This is a genomic window from Marivirga salinae (genome assembly GCF_030503855.1).
In the GTDB taxonomy this organism is placed as follows: Bacteria; Bacteroidota; Bacteroidia; order Cytophagales; family Cyclobacteriaceae; genus Marivirga; species Marivirga salinarum.
In genome coordinates this window covers 2786125-2812028 of the sequence record NZ_CP129971.1, presented here as the reverse complement: position 1 = coordinate 2812028, position 25904 = coordinate 2786125, and the positions used below count along the sequence as shown (strand labels likewise).

The window sequence follows — 25904 nt, the reverse complement described above, 5'->3', positions numbered from 1 at the left end:
TTACAAATCTATAAAAAATAAAACTCATAAAAAGTTCAGTATTTATTTTGACTTTGATGGACAGGCTACTTGTCCCATATTCATCGCGAAGGCTGTTTATTTAACCAAAACAGAGACAAAACCCGTCCCGGAACGTAGGGAACAAAAAAAGCAGCCACAATTACTCTCACTTAGTTCGAACTGAGTTAAAAACTCAATGATTAGTGAACCCCTCATTACAAACAAGGACTAGCTGAGATTGCTTCGTTCCTCGCAATGACGGGAATATCTGACAAATTCTTAATTCGATAATTATTAATTATTAATTACTTTAGTTTTCCCACAGCAGCAAACCCGCTTCCGCAGTGGGCACCTGCCCAACAAACTCATCCGGGTTCATATACAAAAACCTTATTTTACGATCTATTTTCTTTTCGGCTATGCCGGTCATATTCGCTATGTAGTCATAATTAAAATGATTGCCTACCAATAAAAAATCAATAATACCACCATCAACCCCTTTAGCGTAATCTCCAATTAAGTAGACCTTTTCCAATTGCCCTACATTTCCTATTATTTGTTCAATCACTCGGTCAATGCCAATATATTTCTTAATAATACTGTGTATTTCCTCAAATAAGGGATGTTTTGTGTTGGCTTGATACACTTTTTTATTGCCTTCCACATCAGCTTTTAGCATACCTGCTTCCTCAAATTTATTGAGTTCCAATCGGATGGCATTAGTGCTCTCTCCAAATTCTCCTTCCAAGGATCGTAAATAACTCTTCGTCTGAGCATTCAAGAAGAATTTCAGCAGGAGTTTGATTCGGGTTTTTGAGGTGATGAGGGTGTCTAACATTATTAGGTTGGCAAGTTGACGCGTTGTCAGGTTGTCAAGTTGTCGAATTTACAAGTTTTCAGGTGTAAAGGTTGTCGCAGCGTAACGGAGATCCCGAGAGTAACGAATCGGGAGAAGTGGGAAGTTTTGTTGGTAGTAATAATTATTCAGTCTGCTTTTGTCTTACTTTGTGGCTATAGGCTGTCAAAAATTGATGTAAAGTTGAAGTTTGAAGCTCGACATATCAATTAAAAATCACTAATCATTAATTAAAACCGGTCTGACCTGCGGTACTGACCTTTACTTCTGTTGTTTGATTCAATCTTCAATTCCTAATTAAATAATTCGTAATTCGTAATTAACTTCAGCTCCGCCCTTTCAGTCCCATTCGGAACCTAGTAAAGAGCTATTTTCTGTAATGCAAAACGAGTAGAATTTCTACTCAATTATAAATTTATGAGATTAAAATTTGAATTGCAATAAACAGATAAAAAATATAAGCAAAAAAGTTTAACAGCTGAGTTAATATGCTAAAAAACAAAAAGCAATTCAGCTAAAGCTGAAATGGGTTAACCACTAAGTTGCACTGAGATTTACACAAAGGTCACTGAGAAAAATGCAACTAAAGCTGATAAATCAACCACAAAGTAACATGAGAGAACAAAAGAAATTACAGCTTAAGCTGTAATTGGTTAACCACTAAATTGCACTGAGTTTTGCACTAAGGAACAATAAGAAATATTCAGCTAAAGCTGAAATGGTTTAACCACTGAGTTGCACTGAGGTTTACACGAAGGTCACTGAAAAAAATACAGCTAAAGTTGATTGATGACCGGAGTTAAAAGTGACCAAATCTAAATTTAATTGCATGAATAGTGGTAATCCCTTTTTTACATTTAACGGTAAGACGCTAAATGCGTCAGACCGTGGGCTGGCTTTAATTTTCTTTGTGAAACTCTGTGAAAAGCTTTGTTCACTTTGTAGTTAAAATAACAGCCTTTGCTGTTAAATTCAAGCCTGCCTGTAATTATTAATTAAAAATCAGCTTTCTTGGTAGTAGCCGTAACCGTCTTTTCTTTTGCCTGAACCATAGCCGTAACCATAACCATATCCGTAGCCATAACCATATCCGTAGCCGTAACCTGGCCCAGCTTTTTTGATATCATTGAATAAAATGCTGATATTCTTAATTTTGCCTTTGGTATAGAGTTCATTTGCTGCCACAACTGCTTCCTTAGGCGTATAATCTTGTCTGACCATGAAAATGGTGTGATCTGCAAATTTAGACAACACAAAAGCATCCGTCACCAATGCAATTGGCGGTGAATCAATAATGATAAAGTCATAGGTTTTGAATGCTTTATCCAAGCTATCCTTCATGATATTCTTCATTAATAACTCACTTGGATTGGGTGGAATGGGTCCAGCACTCAATAAATCCAGATTATCTATTTCAGTAGTTTGTACTACTTCTTCCATTTCAGCTTGGCCAGATAGTAAGTTACTTAAACCAAATTCATTATGTAGATTAAAATCATCAAAGATTTTGGGTCTACGCATATCAGCTCCAATCAATAAAGTACGTCTGCCTGAAAGCGCTAAAACGGTGGCTAAATTAATAGTGGTAAAAGTTTTCCCTTCCCCAGAAATAGAGGACGTAACCAAAAATACTTTTTTCTCTTTTCCTTCTGTATAGAAGTTCAAATTGGATCGTAATGCTCGGAAGGATTCTGCTACTGCAGACCTTGGTTTACGAAATACAATCAAATTATCCTGTAATTTTTTATGTCCAATCCCTCCTATTACTTGAATAGAAGTAGCTCTTTCTATATCTTCCTTAGATTGAATTTTGTTGTTAAACAACTCTAGAATAATGAAAAAGCCTATTGGGATTATCAAACCTATCACTAAGAATATCATGTAATTTTGAGTAGTCTTAGGTGTAATGGGACCACCTGCTAACTTAGGAGGGTTAACAGTTCTGATATCACTAGTGGTAGAAGCTTTTGAAATAGCGGCCTCTGCCCTTTTTTGCATCAAGAAAGTATATAAACCTTCTCTAAATGAATAATCCCTTTTGATATTAATGAAATCTTGTTGCAATCCAGGCAATAATTTTAGTTGATCTTCCAAAATCCGTTGCTGACGCTTTACAGATTCCTGCATAATCCCTCTCGTTTCTTCCAAAGTTTTGATACTGCTTAGAATATTGGTTCTGAGCGCTTGCATTTCTTGCTTTTTGTCTTCTAAAATCGGATTAGCTGCTTTATCCTTTTGTTGAAAGCGTTTAATTTCAATATCCAATTGCAAAAGCTTTCCGAGCATTTCAGCTATCACTTGATCTTCTATGCCCACACTTTGAGGAGTAACCACCTGATCCATTTTATTATTGGGATCCCTCAAAAATTTTCTTAAGTACGTATAATACTGTTCTTGAACTGTATATTGTACAGCTTCTTGTTCAATTTCACGAAGATTTTCATAAATTCTAAGCGCTTCCCCATCCATATTGGTGACTACATTTTCCTTCTTAAACTGCATCAACCTTTGTTCATAGAATTGGAGCGTATCGGAAATGGCATTTAATTGATCATCAATAAATTGAATGGTTTGACTAGCGGTTTGATTTTTCCTGTCAATATCAAGCTTTTGATATTTCTCAATGAAAGTATTTAAAAAATCAATTTCTTTCCGAGGTTCAGGTCCATTCAAGCTTAAGTTTAAAACGGACGAACCTTGCTCAGCCCATCTTGCATTTAACTTGGATTGGTATTGACCTGTAATGCTTTCCGGAGCATTAAACCTGATGATATAATATTTATTTAAATCACCTTCAGGAATGATTCCATAATTATGGAATATGACTTTGTGTCCATTAATAGGTACTAAATCTCCAAATTTAAATATTTTTTCTCCTTTGCTCTCTTCTCCTTCTGAGGTGATAGTAAGATTGAAAAGTTTGAATTCATCTTGATTTAAAAAAGTAATCCCTGCAGACTTACCATAAGGTAATTCACTTTCATCTTCAGGCTTCACTTCTACAGGAAAATTAGGATTATAATATTCAGAACTTTTGATTTCACCCTCTCGAAAGTATGAAACATGAAAATTCAATTCTTCTATTGCAGAATTTATCAAAGGAAATGATTTGATGACATACATTTCATTATAATAATTTCTGTAGGGGTCAGAAATGGCATTGTTATATAAAAATTTCGCTCCTACTTCCTCCTGATTTTCCTTAATCATAATGGAGGCAGTAACTGGATATATACGAGTACTATAGCGATTAATAATATAAGCTACAGATAATGCTAAAAGAGAGGTGATTACAACTATATACCAAAACTTAATTATCTTATAGAGTACTCTTTTGAAGTCAATCAACTGATTTCCCTCAGTGGATGAGGTACCCATGCTTGGGTCGGCAAAATCAGAACTATATGGGTTGAATTGATTATCCAATATCTTTTATCTTGTAGCGCTTAAACCGAAAAAACTTCCAATAAACAAAACAGCAGAAACCGATGAAAGCAATAAGCTTAAATTTTGACTGTAATACCGTCTGATGGGTCTTTGCTGCAATGGTGGAACAATTATAATATCATTTTGATAAACATAAAACTTTTCGGATTCTAGAAATTCTTCTTCTAATAAATCAATGTAAAAAACTTCAGCAGTATCACCTTTTTGGCGAACAACCTTTACATTATCTCTACTGGCTAATTCGGTAAGTCCTCCAGCCATTCCTATGGCCTCCATAAAAGTAACTCTCGTATTTTGGGTGGTAATGACACTCTCTCCATTTACCTCACCTAAAATGGTAAACCTATAGTTTAACAGCCGGACCTTCACTACTGGGTCTTCTACATACCGTGCGGCTATGCTTTGCAATGTATCTTGCACTTCAAAAATGGTCATGCCTTGCACTTTAATTTTCCCCACAACCGGAAAACCAATCTGACCTTGTGGATCTACTAGTTCACCTCTTAATGCAAGCATACCACCGCCTCCACCACCAGCATTTCCTCCACCCATTCCAAAATCACTGAAGATATCAAAGTCTTCATCTGTAATACTTGTAAACTGAACTGAAAGTATATCCTGCGGTTGGATTTTATAGTCGTGATAAGTTAAATCGTATTCCCTTAAAACCGTGTCTTTAGGCTGATTTTCATGTAAATCATCTTTTTGAAGATACACCAGGCGTTTATTGCCTACACAAGAAGCAAATAGTATGGCTACAAGAATAAATAATGTAATATTTCTAATCAACATTTTAATTTTTCAAATAGCAAAACTAAGAATTTTTAATTACGAATTACGAATTACGAATGGAATAATTACGAATTTTTTACGGTAATTGGATTTGGTAATAAGTTTTAGGTTTTAAGTTTTAAGTAATGAGTAGCTAGTAGCTAGATTTTAGAGTCAAGAAATTTAGCATCCGATATTCATCATTCCTAATTCATCCAGTTCCCTTCTATTGAAGCAATTTGAATAAAGGTAAACTTCCCTCTTAGAACTTCCCACTTCGAGCTTCCTACTTCCAACTTCCATCTTCAAGCCATTTCCTGTCTGACCTGCGGTACTGACCTAATAGCCCATTTTAGAGTCAAGAGTCAAGAAATTTAGCATCCGATTCATCATTCATAATCCCCCTAGCTGTCAACCCGCCAACATGAAAACTTGCCAACCTGCCAACTTAATCAAACACAATCTCAAACTCCACTCTCCTATTCTTTGCTCTGCCTTCGGCTGTATCATTGCTTTCTACCGGTTGCATTTCACCATAACCCACTGCATCTAGCCTCAAAATAGCAATTCCCTGATCCAGCAGATATTTTTTGGTGGCTTGAGCCCTTTTATGCGATAATAATAAATTGGCATCATCATCTCCTTGATTATCCGTATGACCTGAAATCTTTAAATTGTAATCAGGATTTTCTTCCATAACGGTAACCACTTTATCCAAAATTGGAAGCGATTGCTCACGGATCACATCAGAAGCTAATTCAAATTCAATACCTTCCAGAGCTTCTTTCAACACTTCTTTGGTTTCTTCCGTAATTTCAGGACAACCATTATTTTCTGCTACTCCCGCTAAAGTTGGGCAATCATCCTCTAAATCAATAATTCCATCTTCATCAGTATCTTTTGGCTTTGGCTTTTCCCAGTTCATGCTGATGATTTTGATGGTGATGCGGTCCTCTAAGGCTATACCATTTTTCAAAGCAATATCTGTGTTCGAAGAAAAAGAAACCTTCTCTCCTGCTCCGTTAATTCTTAATCTATCAGGATGTACGTTTTTCTTCTCAAAATATTCTGCCACTGCTTTGGCTCTATTGTAGGATAATCTATCATTTTCGGCCTCTAAAGGTAGTTGGGCAGTGTGTCCTATAATTTCAATTTGCATCTGAGGATTGCTTTGCAATATGGAAGCAAATCGATCCAATTCATAATAAGCATCAGACCTGAAAATATCGGCATTATTTACGAAAGTGATATGATGAACAGGGATTTCAGATCCCACAGCAATTGGTAGCATACCAAGTTTTTGTTCTTTCTCTAAATATTCACTTAGCTTTGTTAAATCCTGATATTGTAAAATTCCTACATAATCTCTTTTAACAGGTAGATATTGATAAAGTGCGCCTTGCTCTAAAATATGAGAGAACCCATTTTCAGTATTGGAAATAACGTCTTCATTTTTATTGTAATTATTGGTATTCACAAACTCAATTTCTGCTTCAAGCTTTTTGCCATTTGCTAAATCCACGACCTCACCATTTAATAATAAAACGGGATCAGGTCTAAATTTATAAGGCAACGTCATCTGATAGATATCCTTAGAATTTGCAACACTCCCTTTAGTGGTCACGAAATAAGCATCTTCTCCTGAGGCATCTATAGTATAATAGGCTTCAAATTCTTTTGTATTGACATCAGTCCCCAAATTCTCAGGTTTGGACCAATTTTGCCAACTATCATCCAGTCTTTTAGAGTAAAAAATATCGGCATCGCCATATCCATTATGCCCGTATGAAGCAAAAAATAAGGTTTTATTATCAGCCGCCAAGAAAGGAGAAAACTCGGGAGAAGAAGAGTTTATTTGTCTGCCCAAATTTACTGGCTTAGACCAATTTCTTTCATCTATTCTAAAGCTGACATATAAATCTTGATCACCAAAACTCTCTTCAGTTTCAATGGCCAGTAAAAGTGTTCGTTCGTTATTGGCTAAATAATAATCGATATATTCATTTAGGTTATAAAACTCTTGAATATTAATCATTTGAGGATATTGCCATCTTCCACCTTTTCTATGGGAAATAGAAGCACCATCTAGCACATCTCCATATTCATTATAGCCATTTATAATCAGCATCGTATTACCATCAGGCGTTACCGAGCTTACCCCATTAGGGTATTTATCATTCAATGGTTCTCCAATATTTTGGGCGCTAGACCAGTTCCCATTTCTTTTTTCCGACACATAAATATCCTGTGGATCATTGGAACCAGCATAATTTTCCGGGTAATTCTGCCTGGCAAAAAACAAGGTGTTGCCATCAGGTGAAATCACTGGCTTGGTTTCCTGATAAGAGGAATTAATATTCTGACCCAAATTTTTTGGAGTATCCTGTTGAGCGAATGTAAAATTCACAGCAATAAGGATCAATAGAATGGTAAAAGGTTGACGCATACTTTAGTTTTTGTGCAAATTAATTAAATTAAAAGCATTTTAACCCACTTTATTCATAATAAAATCATGAAAAATATAATTTTCTAGTGATAATGTTAGAGTATGATTTACTTTCCATAAGTTCCTGCGGAACGTCAATAGGTAATTAAAACCACATAAAATAATAAAGTTAGGTAGGAACGACCTTATAAGGGATAAATTCACCAAAAGTAATTCTTTGCCAGAGCCAATAGTAGCCATCACTAACGAGACGCTAGCGATAGAAAAAAAGTACTCTTCCGCTAGCGTCTCGCTAGTGGAAATTACTACCGCCTCTGGCGTATTTTATTGGCATCTAAGGTGGCTACAAATATCTATTCAGTAAGATGAATTATGCAAGTTAAGTTCCAGAGGAACGACCTTATGGTAACTGATACAATATAAGCACCAAAAGTTACGTAGGAACGACCTTATAAGGGATAAATTCACCAAAAGTAATTCCTTGCCAGAGGTAATAGTAACCATCACTAGCGAGACGCTAGCGATAGAAAAAAAGTGCTCTTCCGCTAGCGTCTCGCTAGTGGAATTTACTACCGCCTCAGGCGAATATTATTGGTTGCAAAGTTGACAGCAAGTTTCTATTGAACATCTGAATAACTTAAAATCAATAAACGGATTATATCATATAGCATGTGGTTTCTCCGATTTCCTTAAACTTTAAAAATAAGTGAAAAGCAAAATGACCTTTGTTCAATGATTTAGTACTAATATATTGAATAAAATGCCAGAGCCAATAGTAGCCATCACTAACGAGACGCTAGCGATAGAAAAAAGTGCTCTTCCGCTAGCGTCTCGCTAGTAGAAATTACTACCGCCTCTGGCGGGTTTTATTGGTATCTAAGGTGGCTACAAATATCTATTCAGTAAGATGAATTGTGCGAGTTAAGTTCCAGAGGAACGACCTTATGGTAAATGATACAATATAAGCACCAAAAGTAATTCCTTGCCAGAGGCAATAGTAACCATCACTAGCAAGACGCTAGCGATAGTATAAATCCCTTCCGTTAGCGTCTCGCTAGTGGAAATCACTGACGACTCTGGCGGATTTTCTTTGTTTACACAGTAAACTACCTGTTTTCTAAAATTTACCGTCCAATACCTCTTCTTTGACCAGTTCTGTGATGATTAATTCGGTCATATCGCTTTTAAAACGGAATTCATCACGAATATCCATTACATAGGCTTTTACTCTCATTTTATAATAAGAATGATTATTATTGACTTCATTAAAGAACAGGACTGTAATAGGCTTTCCTAAATAAATATATTTGGAGACTGTAGCGGCTTGAGTGGCAATTTCTCGGGTTTTAATAGTATCAATGGTTAGCGGTAAATATATTTCAGCTACCACCTGACAATTGGGCTCTCCTGCATTAGAGTTGGATAAAGAACTATTCATCATCACTGCATTAGGAACAGAAACCAAAGAATCATCAGGAGTAACGATGCGAGTAGAACGCAAACCTATTTCCACTACTTCACCATAATACTTATCTACCTCAATTTTATCCCCTGACACAAAGGGTCTGTCGAGCAAAATGACGATCCCTCCAAATATATTCTTCAATATATCCTGAGAAGCAAAGCCAATCGCGACTCCAATAGAAGCGGAAACCGCCAGCATGGAGGCTACGGAAGGCTGATAAATCACTACAATAATTAATAGGATAATGATGACCCATCCTACGATTTTAACTATCGGAATAGAGCCTTTAAAAGCAATTCTATATTTAGTGCTTCTTTCAGCAAGTCCATTTAGTATAAAAGTGATGACTTTAATAAATGCAAAGCCAAAAAGTAAAAAAACAATAGTATAGAAGATATTAGCACTGGAAATCAAATTAGACAATTCTTTGATTTTGCTTTCTCCAAATCCCTCCCCCTCTTCTCTTTTTTCAGTTTTCACTATTAAAGTATCCGCCTCGAAATCCTTTTCTGTAGTTTTTTCTGCTTTCTCTTCCTTCTTTAAACTGTCCTTTTGAAATTTAAGAGAATCTGATTTTATAGCTGGCTTTTGAACTTTTACTTTTTTTGGTTTTACAGCTTGAGAATCCACTACGGATTTTACTCCAACCAAGCTTTTCTTTTGATTTTCTATACTGTCCTGAGCTTGAATTTGAAAAGCAATTAATAGCCCAACAAACAAAGAAAGCATCCATTTTATTTGCCCTACCTTCATAATAAGTTTCTTGATTTAAGGAGTTGAACAGTATTTCTATAAATAATCGGATTGACTAGATATTGCGAATTTCTTTCAATCAATACGCCATCTTCCAATAATTCTAACAGTAAGAATTTAGCTTTAGTCAAACTGTAGGATAATACATTGGAAACTTGCTCCAATTTTAATCCATCATGCATTATTAAAGCTTGCAGAACAAAAACCCTATCATTTTTTAAAGAAGCTAAAAAGCTAAAATCAGGCTTTTTAAAGTTTTGGATAACGATGGTTTGGTCATCAACTTTTTTTGTGGATAACAGCCAAAACATCAGCGCCATACTAATATTACTTTTCGCAAAATTATTCAAATCTTTAAAGAAACGCTCTTTTAAATATTGCTGCTTTTCTGACTCATTCAGCTTCTTAAACTTTTTATCATTGGAATCCTTTTCTAAAGCCTCAAACTTTATTTTAAAACCACTTATTCGGTTTCTCTTAATAATTAGCTGACTAATCTCATCATCGCTTAATGGCTCAAGCGGAACATGATAACTGAAAAAAGCACTCATTTTCAATGATTTCTCCAAGTAATTAAACGTATAAATGGACATCGTTCCTATCCAAAATACATTTCTCTGGGTGGCCGTCATGATGTCAATAAACTCTACTAAAGCTTTTTGTCCATGCATTTCCCTAAGAAAAAGCTTTTGCAGATTTTCAAATATGATAATGCGCCTTTTACCCAAATTGAGATGTTCTATAATGGTTTGTTTATCACTTGACTCTAATTCCAATAAATCCGATAAACTTTTAAGAAAAAACTGTGGATCAGGATTATTAAATTTCAACTCAGTGCGAAGCGGAACATTATTGAATTTAATATTTTTAATGGCATAATTAACTAGTGAGGTCATACCGCTCCATTTTTCAGCAGTGATCAAAACAGAAGCATATTTCCCGGCCGTCCAAGCCACATAAGCCTTTGAAATTCTTGCGATTTCTTTTTCTCTGCCTTCAAACAGCACCATATCGGTTAGCGGCTCAATGGCATATAATCTTTTATAAATAACAGGTAACCCTTCTATTATTTGATTGGACTCATTTAAAAAATCAGAAACTGCTCTATTTGGCTCATTTTCGATAGTAGCCGATAAAAAGCGTTTGGAAAGTTCTTCTTTTAGTTCCTTAGCTTTTTGATAATAAGTTAGACTGAATTTTTTGGTGACATCAAAATACTGCTTTCCAAAATCTAATATCTTTTGTGTGAGTGCCTCTGATTTATGAATTGCTTTAGCCTTGCTAATTCGGATTTTTAAGGCAGAAACATTTTCATTTTCCTTAAGTTTTTGTAATTCTTGAATCAGCTCATCACTTATTTTCTTGAGCTCAGATTGTGCATTTTCAATCAATTCTTGAATTTGATTATCTACTTCTTCGGCTGTGTTTTCAGCTCTTTTAAATCCATCCAGAATTATAGTACTGGCTTGATTCTCCTTGGGCTCCGCATTTAATGAATTGGAAGCTGAACTCAATACATAATGCACAATTTCATCTATATCCCCTACCTTAATAAGCAATTCCCCCATTTTTTGGAAAATATTACTTTTTAAAGCTTCCAATTTATCATTTAGCTTTGGCTTAATTTCAAATGATAATAATTCATAGTTAGAAATGGAAGAAAGCTCATTATCTTCTAAAGGTCTATCAAAATGATTGGATTTGGTTACTACATAATCATTGGCTAGCTTTTCAATGCGTTCCCCTATCAAATGCTCTAATCTATCCATCTGATTTAGAATAGTATTCTTAGAAAGGCTTTCTTGCATTTTTTGAATCAACCCTCGATCCAATTGCTTATTTGTAATATACTTTACTTGAGTAATTTTTTTACCAATATCTTCACTTTCCTTTTCATCTTTATCAAAAGTTGATTGAGCCTCTTCCAAAAAAGATTTGATGGGGCTTATGAAATTATCTTGCAATTTATCATTCCATTCCCCTACGTTATTATTCAATCCCTTTATACTCTTTTGCAAAAATGATTGTAGAGCGGAAAGTTCGAGTTCAGAACGCCAATCCTCAAAAAGCGCATGTATTGTATTATTCCAACAATGATGTTTTTTTGAATATTGCTTCTTGAACTGCTGATAATCTTTATCAAGTCTGTTAGGATTTAATAGTTTGCTCTTGTATTCAATGGTGCCTACTAATTTAAATTCATCATCATAAGCCTGACACAATCGAAGGTATTCATCATTTATTTTTGATTTGATTATTTTTATAAAACCCTCCTGAAAACCTAAAGCCGAATTTTCAAAATCTGTATGGTTATCATCAGTTGGTAAATTTTCATAATCTCTCAATTTAACCAATGAAGCTGTAAATTCTTTTAATATCTGTTGATTGAGTTCAATAAAAGCATTCTGAAATCCATTGAAAAAGTGCCTTTCAAATAAGGCTTTGGACTTGACTTCATGCTTCCAGTATTTAAGTGGTTTCTTTTGTTTTCTGAATAGATTAGCAATATGGAAAGGCACTTTACTTAATCCGAAAAAGAAGATCTTAAAAGGCTTTCTCAATTTTAAGCCAAAACTATCTTCTTTTTGAATCTGAAAACGCTCCGATTTTTGTTCCTTAACTATTACATCCGGAACAGAAGAGAGCAAATTTTGAAATTCCGTAATTAAAGTGGCATGTAATTCTTCAAAATCTGAATGTTCAAGTTTAGGCTGCTCTCCATAAGTACTTTTGATAAACTCAAAAACTGCCTGCTTATATTCATCATCTGCTTTAAAGTTTGTCTCATCCGTTTGGATAGGCTTCTGCTTCTTAACAAACTCAATATGAGTCTTTAAGAAATCCTTTTTTTGTTGAATGATTTTATGAAAATACTCTTGCAAAAATGAATGCCATTGTTGCGCAAGCTGTTCTTGATTTTCTTCCATTAATTAAAACGTAAGCCGTATTAAAATTTCATGCATTTTACCAAATAATCCGCTTTAGTACAAGTGGGAAGAAAGATATGTTGAGGAAGGGTGATGGATGTGGAGATGAGGGGTGATGGATGAAAGAAGTCTGGAGTCTAGGTTTATAAATCATTGTTGGTATCATAAACTTCAGACTTCAGACTTCCCACTTCTAACTAATTCGTTTCCAAAATCTGGAATAACTCATCTAATTTTGGAGTCAGGATAATTTCTGTTCTTCTATTCTCTCTCCTACCTTCTGCATTTTCATTCGATGCTTTAGGGGAAAATTCTCCTTTTCCAGCAGCCGTAACTCTTTCTGGAGATGCACCATTATTGGTTAAAATCCTTACAATAGAAGTAGCTCTTAAAACACTTAAATCCCAGTTATCTTTTAAATATTTATTATTTCCAGAAATAGGCACATCATCAGTGTGACCTTCTACAACAATATTTACATCCTGATTATCTTTCAATACTTGGGCTAATTTCTTTAAAGCTTCTGCTCCTTTCGAGTCAACCACTGTGCTTCCGGAATTAAATAATAGCTGCTCTGCTAAGGAAACATATACTTTCCCATTCTTCACTTCAACAGTTAAATCGTTTTCCTTGAAATTTAGGAGTGCTTCACTCACTTTTTGTTTTAAGGCATTTACTGCTGCTTCCTTATCGGCCAATACTTTTTCAAGTTCTGCTACTCGCTCTTCACGCTCTGCTAAATTCAGCCGCTAGTTCATCGTTTTTCTGCTTGGAAATTTCCAAATCAGCTTCCATTTGTAAGAGTTGTTTCTCCTTATTCGCTAAATCTGTATTGAGCTTTCCGCTGCTGCTCATTAATTTATCATAATAATCATTCAGCGTTGTATACTGCTGTTGCAAAGAGTCCAAACTACTTTGAGAATTTTGATAAGCTTTTTTGACCTGCGCTAAAGTTTCTTTCTCCTCTGCTAACTGTGCTTCTAAAGATTCAATAGTGTTGTTTTTCAAGTCCACTTTATCCTCTAAGCCCATTTTTTCAGCTTCAAGTTTTACTTTCTCAGCCAGGAGTTCATCATACTTTTTCTGCGTTACGCAGGCTGCACTACTAAAAATTACTAAGGCAATAAAAATTATTCTTGCTATCATTTTTTCAAGTTTTATTATATTGAAGTCTGTAACGAATCGAATTCAAATTTGATTGTATGAATTCAAAATATAAAGTTATGCAAAAGAAATTAGTCGTCTTAACCGGAGCCGGAATAAGTGCAGAAAGTGGCATTCCTACCTTCAGAGGAGCCGATGGATTATGGGAAGGACATGATGTGATGGAAGTAGCTTCACCTCAAGGCTGGGCTAAAAATCAAGCATTGGTATTAGATTTCTATAACCAAAGAAGAAAAGCCGTATTAGAGGCAGAACCTAATGAAGCACACAAAATATTGGCAGAACTAGAAGAATATTATGATGTCCAAATCATCACACAAAACATTGATGATTTGCATGAAAGAGGTGGTTCATCCAATGTTTTGCATTTACATGGAGAAATTAGAAAAGCCAGAAGCTGTCAGGATGAAAATCTAATCTATGAACTGGACGGTTGGGAAATTAATGAAGGAGACTTATGCGAAAAAGGCTCTCAATTACGTCCACATATTGTTTGGTTTGGTGAAATGGTTCCGATGATTGAGCCGGCAGCTCGCATTACCGCTTCCGCAGATATATTATTAGTAGTAGGCACTTCCTTGCAAGTTTATCCTGCTGCAGGTTTGATTCATCAAGTAGAGACTGATGTTCCGATTTATGTGGTAGATCCTAGCACTCCAGAATATTATGGAAATAATCAGGTATCGGCCATTGCCAAAAGTGCAGTAGAAGGAATGAAAGAATTGAAGGAGAAGTTGAAGCCTCTTAATCCCCAACGGGAAAATTAAGTTAAACTTTGAAGTCTGTTTTTTTATTCGCTTCAACAATGGGAACAGAAAATATGATTAATAACTGCTATATTTTAAACCGCAATGGAAAAGGGCAGCCTAAGACTGATTTCTTTTAACCACAAGAGATTCAAAAGAAAACAAAAGATTTTACATAAATATAAAATTGAATTATCTCACAAATAACCTTGGTTTTTTTTTCTATTGTTCACTTTGTGGTAGGAATATATTGATGTGAAAATTGATGAGTTAAATGTGGCCTTAACTGAATAGAATTGAACAAGGATCTAATCCAAAAGCTTTCAATATGTATCCAGAAGTTCTAAGATGTAATGTATTTATAGCTTAATTTATATAAAAGGCACAGTTTTTGAAAATAGATTTAAAAACCATTTTCAATTATGACAGCCTTTAAATTATATCGCTACAGCAAATCAATAATTATAAAAATATTATTAGTCAATGTATTTTTCAGCCTTCAATCTTGTCTTGCTGCTATTTTATTAATAAAAGCTAACCCGAAACCTGAGGTAGAGCATGATGAAATTAAAGGAATAACTAGATTTAAGAAAACACTCTTTTACAATTTTTCCGAGGAACGGAATTCTTCTTTCATTAAAAATGAACAACTTATCTACAAGGAAACCAATGGCTTTAAACAAGAATATAAATTTTATGATTATCTGCAATTAGAAAATAGATTGAAATCTATTGAAAACACTATTTATTTCATTGTGGATGGCAGAAATTACCCGATTGAGATCCATTCGCAATCAAAAGAAAGCCTTACAGAAGTGGATAAAGAGGAAGAAGATTTAATTTTAGCAGATTCGAGCACTACTTCTGTTATCAGAGATTATGAAATTAGAAATTATAGTTTAATTAGTATTCAATATACCCTTGAAGAGAACTTAATTAGAGATATAGCCAATGCTGAGGATGTCAAAATCCGATATTATGCCCCGCCTGAAATGATTACGCTGGAATTATCCAATCTTAAATTAAAAGCTTTTAGAGCTTTAGCTGAGGCGGAATATGAATACAACAGCTTATCTCAATAAATCAATTCACAATCCATATTTCAATAAATTAGTGGCATAGTTTATGTATACGGAAAGTCACTAAGTTAATTGCAATAAACTTTATTCTGTTTCAATAATTAAATTTAAATCCAAACAAAAAATCATGAAAAGATTACTATTAGCTATCCTTATACTCATACAGTTTCCAGTATTGAGCCAATCTTTAGATGGGAAATTTCAATTAGGTGGAAGTGCTTCGTATTTCACAAATAATTCAGAGTATGAAAGTGGTTCGGGAATAGATTACCGAAATCAGATAATTGAACGTACGAATTTCTCCATTACACCTCAGTTTGGTTATTTTATTAGTGATAATATTTCAATAGGTGGACAAATCGGATATTCACGGGCATCATTTTTAAATTATTATGAATCTGGTCAAAACACTATGTCAGATTACAATAGAAAAGACAATACATTTAGGTTTGGCACATTTACCCGTGTACATAAATCAATAAAGGAAAATTTATATCTATTTCTTCAAGGAAATATTGAAGTAGGTTTTGGAAAAATCAGATATGAAGAAAGTCAGAATAATGATTTAAATAGTTTTGATTTTCATGCAGGTATTCAACCAGGAATTCTTTTCATGATAACCGAAAAATTCGGAATTGAAGGTAAATATGGTCTATTAGGTTACAACTCTTCCAAAACTTCATCGGATGATCCTAATGAAAACGTAAGCGATGTATCGCAAAGATTTGGCTTAGACTTTAATCCCGGTAGTTTTGCTTTAGGTTTACAATTTTATCTTTAAAATTGTTTATGTTAAACTTGTCCTACTATCTAATGATAGCCAAAAGTCGTGTCTTCACAGCTCCATATGATTTTTAAAATACAAATCCGGGGCAGAAACCTCTAACAAGATTTAGATCAGCCATTATTAAAAAACCTTACAGGCGTTTAAAACCTGGAAGGTTTTTCTACTTTTGGGCTTACCTATTTTCCAAGCTTTTAAACCAAAAGAGCTAATTACGGAGTAGTAATTATAGCAATTGAATCCCCATCACCTATTCCTCTAAGTATAAATAGTATTGGTCGAAAGAACCCAGCATTATCTCATAAGATATTGACGAAAGATTAAAAAAGCATTATTTTAGCTATTTGAAAAATATATAATTAGGCTTTTTATAGTTTCCATTTGCTAGATAGTAAATACTCCAAATCTGTGAGAAAATTTTTATTTATACTGCTTCTATTTTGGGCAGATTCATCTTTTGGTCAAACTACAAGTGACATCAGTTTCAAGGTTTTTGCTGATACAACTGATCTATCATTTTCTGAAATCCAAAATCTTGAAACCAATCAAAAAATCTCATTCGAGAAATCGAATAGCTTATCCAAAGAAATACCTATTTATTGGATTAAGATCCAACAGGAAGCCCTAAATGGTGCAGATTATTTATATCTATCTGAATATTTTGAAAGGATAGAAGCCTATTATCCGGAGGACAAAAATCCGCACTCGCGCTCAGGAAGGCTAGTAGAGTTTTCAGAGCGAGGCTACAAAAAAGGTTTCTATCTTAATGTGATTGATTTAGAGCCTGAAGGTGGCAATCTTTACCTAAAACTGATCAGCAAAACGAGTTATTCAACACCTCTTAGAACATTATCAAACATAGAAGCCGTTTCTTCTGAAGAATTTGAGCACGATTCAAGTTTAATTAATACGGTAGTTATACTCCTGAGCGGAATGGAGCTCATCATCTTGTTGATCAACCTTATATTATTTTTCCTAAGGCCAAGCCTCAGTCAAGCTACCTATATTATTCTTATTATCATTAGCATACTACTGGTCAACGTTGTACATCAATCTTTTATAGGGCTTATAGATATCAGTGCATGGAAAATACATCAGGCAGAAATCATTCTCAATATTCTTCTCGTTGGAGCTTATACATTTTTTACTGCATTTTATCTCAAAGCCTACCAACATTCAAAAGTTTTATTTTACATATTAGTATTTCCATTTTTTATTATTCAACTAGCTTTTATCAATGAAGATAACAGCTTGTTTTTAAAAGTAAGCTCAGGCTTATATTTCGTACTATTTGTTTTAGCAAATATATTGTTGATCATAAAAGTGTGGAATAAAGAACGGCACAATTGCCTCATTTATATAATTGCTAATATCCCTCCTATTTTGGCTGCCACTTTAACCATTCTTGCCATAAATGGAATTTTACCAAGCACATATTTAACAACCAAGACTGTATATATCAGTCTATTGATTAGGGATGCCATCTTTACTCTTGCTTGGCTAAAAGATTACTTCCAACTTCAAGAAGAATCTTTATCAAGTAAAGTGCAAATCAACCAACTCAAAGAAGAAAAAAAACAGCTGAAGCGCGTTGAAAAATTTAAAACACAATTTTTCAATAATGTATCGCATGAACTTAAAACTCCATTATCGCTAATCATATCTCCACTGGAAAGCAGTTTGAAGAATGAAAAACTAGTGCCAGCTATTAAAAAAGACCTTAATCTTTCTTTAAAAAACAGTAAATATTTGTTGCAGCTTGTAAATGAAATGCTCGATCTGGCAAAACTGGATGATGCTGAACTTGTTGCGGTTTGCCAACCCACTGACATTACAAAGCTCATAACAAATATTCAACACAATTTGCAAGATGCTGCACAATATAAGGACCAAATTATTGTGCTGAATCCTTCTGAAAAGACTATAGTAGCATACGTTGATCAGGATAAATTTGAAAAGATCATTACGATCTTAATTTCTAATGCGATTAAATACAGCAATAAGTCTGGCAGTATTTATATTAAGATTGATAAGCATAAAAAAGATTTAAATATTGAAGTTAGAGATGAAGGCATAGGAATTAGTCAGAACGACTTAGCAAGAATATTTGATCGCTATTTTCAATCAGAGAACTCATCAAAAACAGGAGGTACAGGGATTGGTCTTTTCATTGTAAAAGAATTCATGGAATTGCATCAAGGGAAAGTTGAATGTCTTAGTGAATTAGGAAAAGGAACAACTTTTAAACTTACATTTCCGAATGCTATTGAAGAATATTTTGAGGAGGATGCTCCCACCTTAATCTCTTCAATAGATCAAGCAAAGCAAAGCATTTTGTTCGTGGAAGACGATGCTTTCATGCGTACGTATTTGAAAGAAAAATTGTCCGAATACAATTCAATGGAAGCCGCTGACGGACAAGAAGCCTTGAATAAATTGGAAAAAGGTGTTCTGCCAGACCTAATCCTCACGGATTATATGATGCCTAATATTGATGGATATGAATTAGCGCTAAGGTTAAAAAGCAATCCTAAATGGAGGGATATTCCGATTATTTTTTTAACAGCGAAAAGTCTTAGCAGCGAAAAAGTAAAAATATTGAATCTTGGTATAGATGATTATGTAATAAAACCTTTTAATCTGGATGAACTAAAAGTACGAATTCAAAATGCTTTAAATTTTTCAATTAGCCGCAAAAAGCCTCTTCAAAAAGAAGTAGAGGATTTAGATAATGAAAACCTGCAATCGTTTAAAATTAAGCTGGATAATTTTATTCTGAAGAATTTAAAGAACGCTAAACTTTCAAATGAGTTTTTAAGCAAAAAACTAAATTTAAGCGAGCGTAATTTGTTTAGAAAAGTAAGAGCCGTCACTGGTCAAACCCCAGCAAGTTACATTCGGGAGATTCGTATACAGAAAGCACGTGAGTTAATGGACAATGAACCGCAAATGAATATCTCAGAAATCGCTCAGGAATGTGGCATGGATAACCTGGCTCATTTCAGTCAGTCATTCAAAAAGAGGTTCGGCAAAACCCCTAAAGAATATACATCTATAAGTAATTGATCCTGATTCCTCTTTAAATCACTCGCTTTATATGTGTTTTTAGCTTCCTAATTTCTGTGGGTTATCGCTACTTGGTGAAATATTTTGGCCGAAAACATGGAAAAAATGGGCTTTTGGATCTAATGAAATGGGCAACGATAAAACATTTGTTTTAGTCTACCGCTGACCTCTTACCAACGAAATTAAAACCACCTCTGGTAGATTTTTATCACAATTTCCTGCTTCTGTTTAAGCAAACAAAAAGTCTTAAGTTTTCGCTGACTTTTCAATCAAAAATAAATACAAAATATCCTTACTAGGATGAAATGCCTAATATCTTCGATCAGCAATTATCCTTTTGAATTTTGGCAGGAATTTGATAATAAATGGCAGGAATTCGATAATACCCATGCCCTTTCTACCCCTATTTTTATGTTACAATTTCTAGCTATTATTAATACTAACTAAGCAGCTAGCAATTTTCACTAACCTATAAAACACCTATTTATGGAAAAATTATTTACAAAATTAATCTTTGTTATAGCCTGCCTTTGGGGCGCTGCACCATGGGTTCAGGCACAGGATGTCTGGACCGAAGTAGGTACAGCGATGCAGGGAACTGCTAACGAAGGATTTGGCGCAGCTGTTAGCATTTCAGCTGATGGAACTATAGTAGCCATTGGTGCGCCTAGTTCCGATGCGGGAGGAACTGAATTTTCTCTTCGTGGAAGTGTAGAAATATATGAATTACAAAGTGGCTCCTGGGTACAAAAGGGTTCCACTATAAATGGAACAAATGATGGTGCCTCCTTCGGACAGACGCTGAGTTTGAGTGATGATGGAACTAAACTGGCAATAGGTGCCCCTACTAATTCAAGTTCGTCTATCAATGCAGGCTTGGTTCAAATTTATAACTGGAATTCAACTACCAGCGACTGGGATTTAATACACTTTATAGATGGTGATGCAGTCGAAAATAGACTAGGTGCTGCCTTAAGTCTTTCGGGAGATGGAAATATACTGGCCATAGGTGCTCCACTTCATGCAGGAGGCGGTAGTGCTCGCGGAAGAGTGAGCGTTTATGCTTGGGATGGAACTGTATGGCAAAGCCGTGAAAATATCAATGGATCTACAGATAATTCAGGATTTGGTTCTGCAGTCAGTTTGGACTTGGACGGAGATGTTCTGGCGATTGGTGCACCAGATAATGGGGCTAATTTGGAAGGACAGTTTACCACTTACAGCTGGAACTCTACTAATTATACCAATACCGGCACCTTTGATGGGGTTGCTGATGAATATTTAGGCCAAAGAGTAAGCCTTTCTGATAACGGTAATCTGTTAGCAGTCAGTGCTGTCAACTTTTTTTTAGGCGGTGCTTCTGTTAGTATTTATAATTATACCACTTCATGGAGTTTACAAGAAACCCTAACTTCAGCAATATTTGGCGATAATTTTGGAATTTCCATAAGCATGTCAGGTGATGGTTCTAGATTAGGAATTGGAGCGAATAATAATGTCACTGGAAATGAGAATGGGCGTGCCGAAATATATGAATTCAATGGCGCTAACTGGACGCTGGTAGAGCAGGCCATTACTGGTGAAGCAGTTGGAGATGAAGCTGGCTATTCCCTGAGTTTATCACAAGAAGGTATGTATGCAGCGATTGGGGCACATCTAAATGATGCTGGCGGTGCAGATGCCGGGCATGTTAGGGTATTTCAACAGGGTGCACCAGATACTACACCTCCCACTGTCACCATCGATACGCTTTATACCAGTGATCAAACCCCTGCTTTGACAGGTGATGTCGATGATAATGATGCAACAGTTAGTGTAACGGTGAACGGCGATGCGTATGATGCCACCAATAACGGAGATGGCACATGGACATTGCGTGACAATATTATACAACCTGTATTAAATGAGGGTGAATATACTATAAGTGCCACAGCAACAAATGCTTTAGAGATAAGCAGTGAGCCAGTAGAAGGCTACTTAAAAATAGATTTGACCGATCCTGATTTTTTCTTCCTAAATGGGAATTTGACTGGCCTTAACTTATTTACAGAGCCGGTAAATGAGCAGCCGCTCTTGGTTACTATTGCCTTTGGTGAAGAAGTAACAGCTTTAAATCTTCAAGATATCCAAATAAATGGCCAGGTAGGTACCACAGCTCTTGCATTTGTAGAGGATGAAGCAGGAAACTATTACAGCTTAACTATCCCCCTGCTAGACGCAAGCGTTGATCAGCAGGTAACGGTTACCCTGCCCATGGGTGCAGTTACTGACCTTGCAGGCAATCCAAATCCAGGGAAAAGCGTTACGATTTCTTATGATGGAACAGCACCTGCTGTAACGGCCATAGAACCAATAGGTACTAACACCACCAATATGTCCACTATTCCGATTCAAATTGTGTTCGATGAAGAGACGATTGCATTTGAAAGCACTGATTTGGCGGTGACTAACGTTAGCTCTGTATCAGATCTTACCACTGAGGATAATTTAACCTATACCATGAATGTCATACCCGCTGTTGAAGGAGCATTAACAGTGCAGTTACCTCTAGGTGCAGTAGAGGATCTGGCGGGAAATACCAATGCAGTGGCTTCGGAATTGTTGGAGATGGTTTATGATGTTACATCACCTACTGTGGAAATTACTACTGCAGCCAATGCGGTATCAACTAGTCCAGTTATGGCTACAGTTACTTTCAGTGAAGCAGTGCAAAGCTTAGTGGTAGAGGATTTAACAATCACCAACGGAACAGTCACTGCTGTAAGCACCGAAGATAACATCACCTACACCCTAGAAATAACACCGGACGAAGTAGCCGAAGGGAACACCTCCACTGCCGGAATTGTGGTTACAATAGACCTAGAAGCCGATAAAGTATTGGACATAGCAGGAAATGGTAATACTGCAGCTCCCACCTCCATATCAGTGACTTTCGACAATCAGGCTCCTGAGATCAATTTGACAAATGATATGTATGTTCCACTTACTGCCGTAAATGGCGATTTTACGGCTTACTTTGTCATATCAGAACCTGTGTCCACATTTGACATTACTGATATCAATGTCACCAATGGAACAAAATCCAATTTTGTTGAAGAGAACATTTTTGGTACTATAAGGTATAGTGTAGATATTGCACTTACTGGAACAGAGGATGTAGTGATTGAAATCTCAGCAGATGCAATAACTGACGCTTTAGGCTTTGGCAATTTAGCAACTACATTCAATATTGCGGTAGACGTGGTAGGCCCCATTGTGGAAATTACTTCAAATGCTAGTAATCCAACTAATGAAACTCCAATACCGGTAATCTTCACCTTTAATGAAGAAACGACTGGTTTTGCGGCTGAAGATATTGCTGAAGGCAACTTTACTGCCAGTAAACTAAACACTGAGGACAACTTGGTATATACTTCAAATATTACACCTACAGCTAATGGAGAATTAAATATTAGCTTGAAGGATGCCTCTGTGACGGATCTTGCCGGTAATTTCAATACAAACACGGGTTCATTCACCATCACTTTCGATGATGTTGCTCCAACTGTAACAATTGGAGGCCCTGATGCGGTAAACAGCAACGAGCCATTTACAGTAACTTTTACCTTCAATGAAGCTATAACTGGTTTGGAGTCCAGCAATATCACACTGGAAAATGCTTCTCGGGGTGCTATTACACAGGAAGGTAACATGTACTCAACGCCCATCACCCCTTCAGGTGCTGGAGATATCACAATTTCAGTAGTTGAATTTAGTGACCTGGCAGGAAATAGCAACACCTCACCTGGTGAATCAGCTAGCAAAACAATTACTTTTGATGCGACCAGACCAACCCTTGCGGTTACAGGAACACCGGAAACAGCAGTGACCAGCAAAGATCCAATAACTTTCACTTTTACCTTTAGTGAGCCCGTAGTTGATTTTGTCCTTACGGACATTGCAGTTACGAATGCATCGGCTAGCGACTTAACTGATAATAACCCAATATTTACGGCGAAAATTACACCTGAGGCAGTCGGTACAATCACGATTGATATTGCTGAGAACATAGTAACCGATGCAGCTGGTAATGGCAATGAAGCAGCAAGTGCTTCTTTTGAGTTGCAGCAAAAATACAGCGGAGGAACTGGAACAGAGGCAGATCCTTATTTGATTAGCAATGCTGAAGACTTTAAATTAATATCTAAGGAAAAAGAAGACTGGGCTAGCTTTTTTCTTCAAACATCAGATTTAAATTTTGAAGGTAATTATATTTATACAATTGGTGGCAGTACAGGTGTTTTTAGTGGTACATATGATGGCGGTGGATTTAAACTTGTAAACTTTAAAGCTCACACCACAGGAAATTTTTACTTAAGAGAAATTGGCAGTCTTTTTAACTCACTTTCTAGTCTGGGTAGAATTAGCAACTTGAGTATTGAAAATGATATATCGAAGAATGATTATGACCTTGATTATACTACTACTTACAGCGTATTGGTAAATTTATGTGAGGGTATTATTGATAATTGTAGTTTTAAAGGCAATATCAATCTAAGTAATGATAGATCTTTAAGTTTTGGGGGTCTCGTAGTAGACCTTATGAGAACTGGTGAAATTAGCAATTCAACATTTGATGGTAATGTTTCTTTGTCTTTAAGTGATGGAGTGTCAACAGGAAAAGGAGGAGGACTTGCAGCTACGGTTCATCAAGGCGCTAAAATCATTAACAGCTCTTCATATGGACAGTTTGAGTATAGTGCTGGTGAACTTGTCAAAATTGGTGGAATTGCCTATGTTAATAGTGGAACTATACAAGATAGTCACTCATATATGACCATGCAAGGTAAAGGTAATACTTCTGGAAATACAGTAAGTGTAGATGGGCTGGTTGCTGAAAATAGATCTACTGGTATAATACAGTCATGTTATACAACTAGCCAACTGGAAGCTTCTGGAGAATCTAGTATTGGTTTTGGAGCTGTTTCATCCAGTGGTATAACAGGAAATAATAAAGGCATAATAAGAAACTCTTACACGACTGGAAATTCACCTATGGTCAACTATAATGAAGCTAGTGGTACAATTAGCAATTCATTTGCTGTTTTGCCAGGCAGACTAGGGATTGCTTCAATTAATCGTGGTACAATAAAGGATTCTTACGCTGTTCTGCAGGATGAAGGCTCACTGGTTTTGATAAATAACGTTGATGCAATAGGTACGATTTCAAATTGTTACATTATCGCTAAAGATAACCAATTAAATTTGGGAACATTAGGCGGTAATGTCATTAATAGTTTTTGGTTGTCCGATTCCGAGACTGGTAGTAGTCAAAATGGCGCATTACCTAAAACGCATAATCAATTAAGAAATAAGGGAACATTTACTGAAGCAGGTTGGGATTTCACGAATGTGTGGCATTATCCTTGGCATTTTCCGATACACAAATGGGTGCTTGAAGGAGATCAAAAGTTAAAAATTTCAGGAAAAGTAGTTGACGAAAATGGAAACGCTTTTACATCTGGTACAGTAATTGGATATCAATATCAAAAAGGAAATCCAACGGCTGAAATTGACGCTTCAGGTAATTTTACTATTGAGTTAAGTACAGGGGTGAATAATTTATGGGTTTTACCTTCTAATACTGATGAATACGATATTACCTATTTAGGAAGTACAAACTCTCCACTTTCCCAAAGGATTATTTATTACAATAAATCAAATGTCACAATTAAAATGGTTAGAAAAACATCTACCAATAAAATGACAGGAAATGGAAGTGTATCTGGGAAAGTGGTATCAAGCTCAAGCGGAGGGCGAATAGTTCAGGGAAGAATCCTTCAGGGAAATCCACTAGAGGGAGTGAAAGTGTTTCTTGTGAGGACGTCTGATGAGGAAATCATGACTAATGTAGTAACAGATGCTAATGGAGATTTTGAGATCACTGGTATACCAGCTGGTGAGTATCAATTAATACTAGATGTTGCAGGTATAGACCTAAATCTTGAAGGTTCTACTTTTACCATGGATGAAGAAGGTACTCCTTTGACCATTTCTGCAGCCGTGAGTGAAGAAGGTGTTAGCTTCGCAATTGAAGAAGTTCTCGGAATAGAAAACGAAATTGAAGTGGCGGTTTATCCAAATCCTGTAAAAGATTTTGTGAATATTCAAGTGCCAGGTAAAGCCTCTATTAGAGTAATTGACATCAATGGCGTAGTGGTAAAAGAAGAGCAATTCACCGATTTCATTCAATTGGATATTCAGGGTTTACATAGCAATATGTATTTCTTAGAGATAAGAAATGGCTCAGGAAAAGCAATGAGAAAGTTGATTAAGAAATAGTACAATAGAATGATCCCAACAAATCGGGATAAAATTAATTTCTTAGCACTATTGATTTTTATAGGGGAGTAAGATTAGG

13 protein-coding genes are annotated in these 25904 nt (G+C 35.6%); 5 read left to right on the top strand and 8 right to left on the bottom strand.

What is annotated here, in order from left to right; genetic code table 11:
• Positions 1–310: 310 nt before the first annotated feature.
• The 8 genes from QYS49_RS11765 to QYS49_RS11730 all read right to left on the bottom strand — a co-directional run bounded on the left by QYS49_RS11765 (position 311) and on the right by QYS49_RS11730 (position 13811).
• Positions 311–838: an ArsR family transcriptional regulator gene (locus tag QYS49_RS11765; protein ID WP_308347466.1), complete on the bottom strand. Its 528-nt coding sequence runs from the start codon at positions 836–838 to the stop codon at positions 311–313.
• Positions 839–1858: 1020 nt separating this feature from the next.
• Positions 1859–4282, bottom strand: a complete 2424-nt coding sequence (locus QYS49_RS11760) for a GumC family protein (RefSeq protein WP_308347464.1) — start codon at positions 4280–4282, stop codon at positions 1859–1861.
• Between the two features lie 6 nt (positions 4283–4288).
• Positions 4289–5095 (bottom strand): polysaccharide biosynthesis/export family protein, encoded by an 807-nt coding sequence (locus QYS49_RS11755; protein WP_308347463.1) that lies wholly within the window; start codon positions 5093–5095, stop codon positions 4289–4291.
• Positions 5096–5522: 427 nt separating this feature from the next.
• Positions 5523–7520, bottom strand: coding sequence for an OmpA family protein (locus QYS49_RS11750; RefSeq protein WP_308347462.1), 1998 nt, complete (start codon positions 7518–7520; stop codon positions 5523–5525).
• Positions 7521–8637: 1117 nt separating this feature from the next.
• Positions 8638–9738, bottom strand: a complete 1101-nt coding sequence (locus tag QYS49_RS11745; protein WP_308347460.1) for a mechanosensitive ion channel family protein — start codon at positions 9736–9738, stop codon at positions 8638–8640.
• The gene (locus tag QYS49_RS11740) at positions 9735–12665 is read right to left on the bottom strand and encodes a hypothetical protein (protein WP_308347459.1); all 2931 of its coding nucleotides are present in this window, start codon (positions 12663–12665) and stop codon (positions 9735–9737) included. The genes QYS49_RS11745 and QYS49_RS11740 overlap by 4 nt, the downstream gene beginning before the upstream one ends.
• A 197-nt stretch (positions 12666–12862) precedes the next feature.
• Positions 12863–13363 (bottom strand): OmpA/MotB family protein, encoded by a 501-nt coding sequence (locus QYS49_RS11735; protein WP_308347457.1) that lies wholly within the window; start codon positions 13361–13363, stop codon positions 12863–12865.
• A 28-nt stretch (positions 13364–13391) separates the two neighbouring features.
• Positions 13392–13811, bottom strand: coding sequence for a hypothetical protein (locus QYS49_RS11730; RefSeq protein WP_308347455.1), 420 nt, complete (start codon positions 13809–13811; stop codon positions 13392–13394).
• Positions 13812–13888: 77 nt separating this feature from the next.
• On the opposite strand from QYS49_RS11730, the gene QYS49_RS11725 reads away from it, so the two are divergent.
• From QYS49_RS11725 to QYS49_RS11705, 5 genes are all read left to right on the top strand, one after another.
• Positions 13889–14596, top strand: coding sequence for an SIR2 family NAD-dependent protein deacylase (locus QYS49_RS11725; protein WP_308347453.1), 708 nt, complete (start codon positions 13889–13891; stop codon positions 14594–14596).
• Between the two features lie 401 nt (positions 14597–14997).
• Positions 14998–15657 (top strand): hypothetical protein, encoded by a 660-nt coding sequence (locus tag QYS49_RS11720; RefSeq protein WP_308347451.1) that lies wholly within the window; start codon positions 14998–15000, stop codon positions 15655–15657.
• Positions 15658–15781: 124 nt separating this feature from the next.
• On the top strand, positions 15782–16435 hold the full coding sequence (locus tag QYS49_RS11715; RefSeq protein WP_308347450.1) for a hypothetical protein: 654 nt from the start codon (positions 15782–15784) through the stop codon (positions 16433–16435).
• A 771-nt stretch (positions 16436–17206) separates the two neighbouring features.
• Positions 17207–19504 (top strand): ATP-binding protein, encoded by a 2298-nt coding sequence (locus tag QYS49_RS11710; RefSeq protein ID WP_308347449.1) that lies wholly within the window; start codon positions 17207–17209, stop codon positions 19502–19504.
• 486 nt (positions 19505–19990) lie between these two features.
• Entirely contained in the window at positions 19991–25825 is a 5835-nt protein-coding gene (locus QYS49_RS11705; protein WP_308347447.1) for an Ig-like domain-containing protein, read from the top strand.
• Positions 25826–25904: the final 79 nt, after the last annotated feature.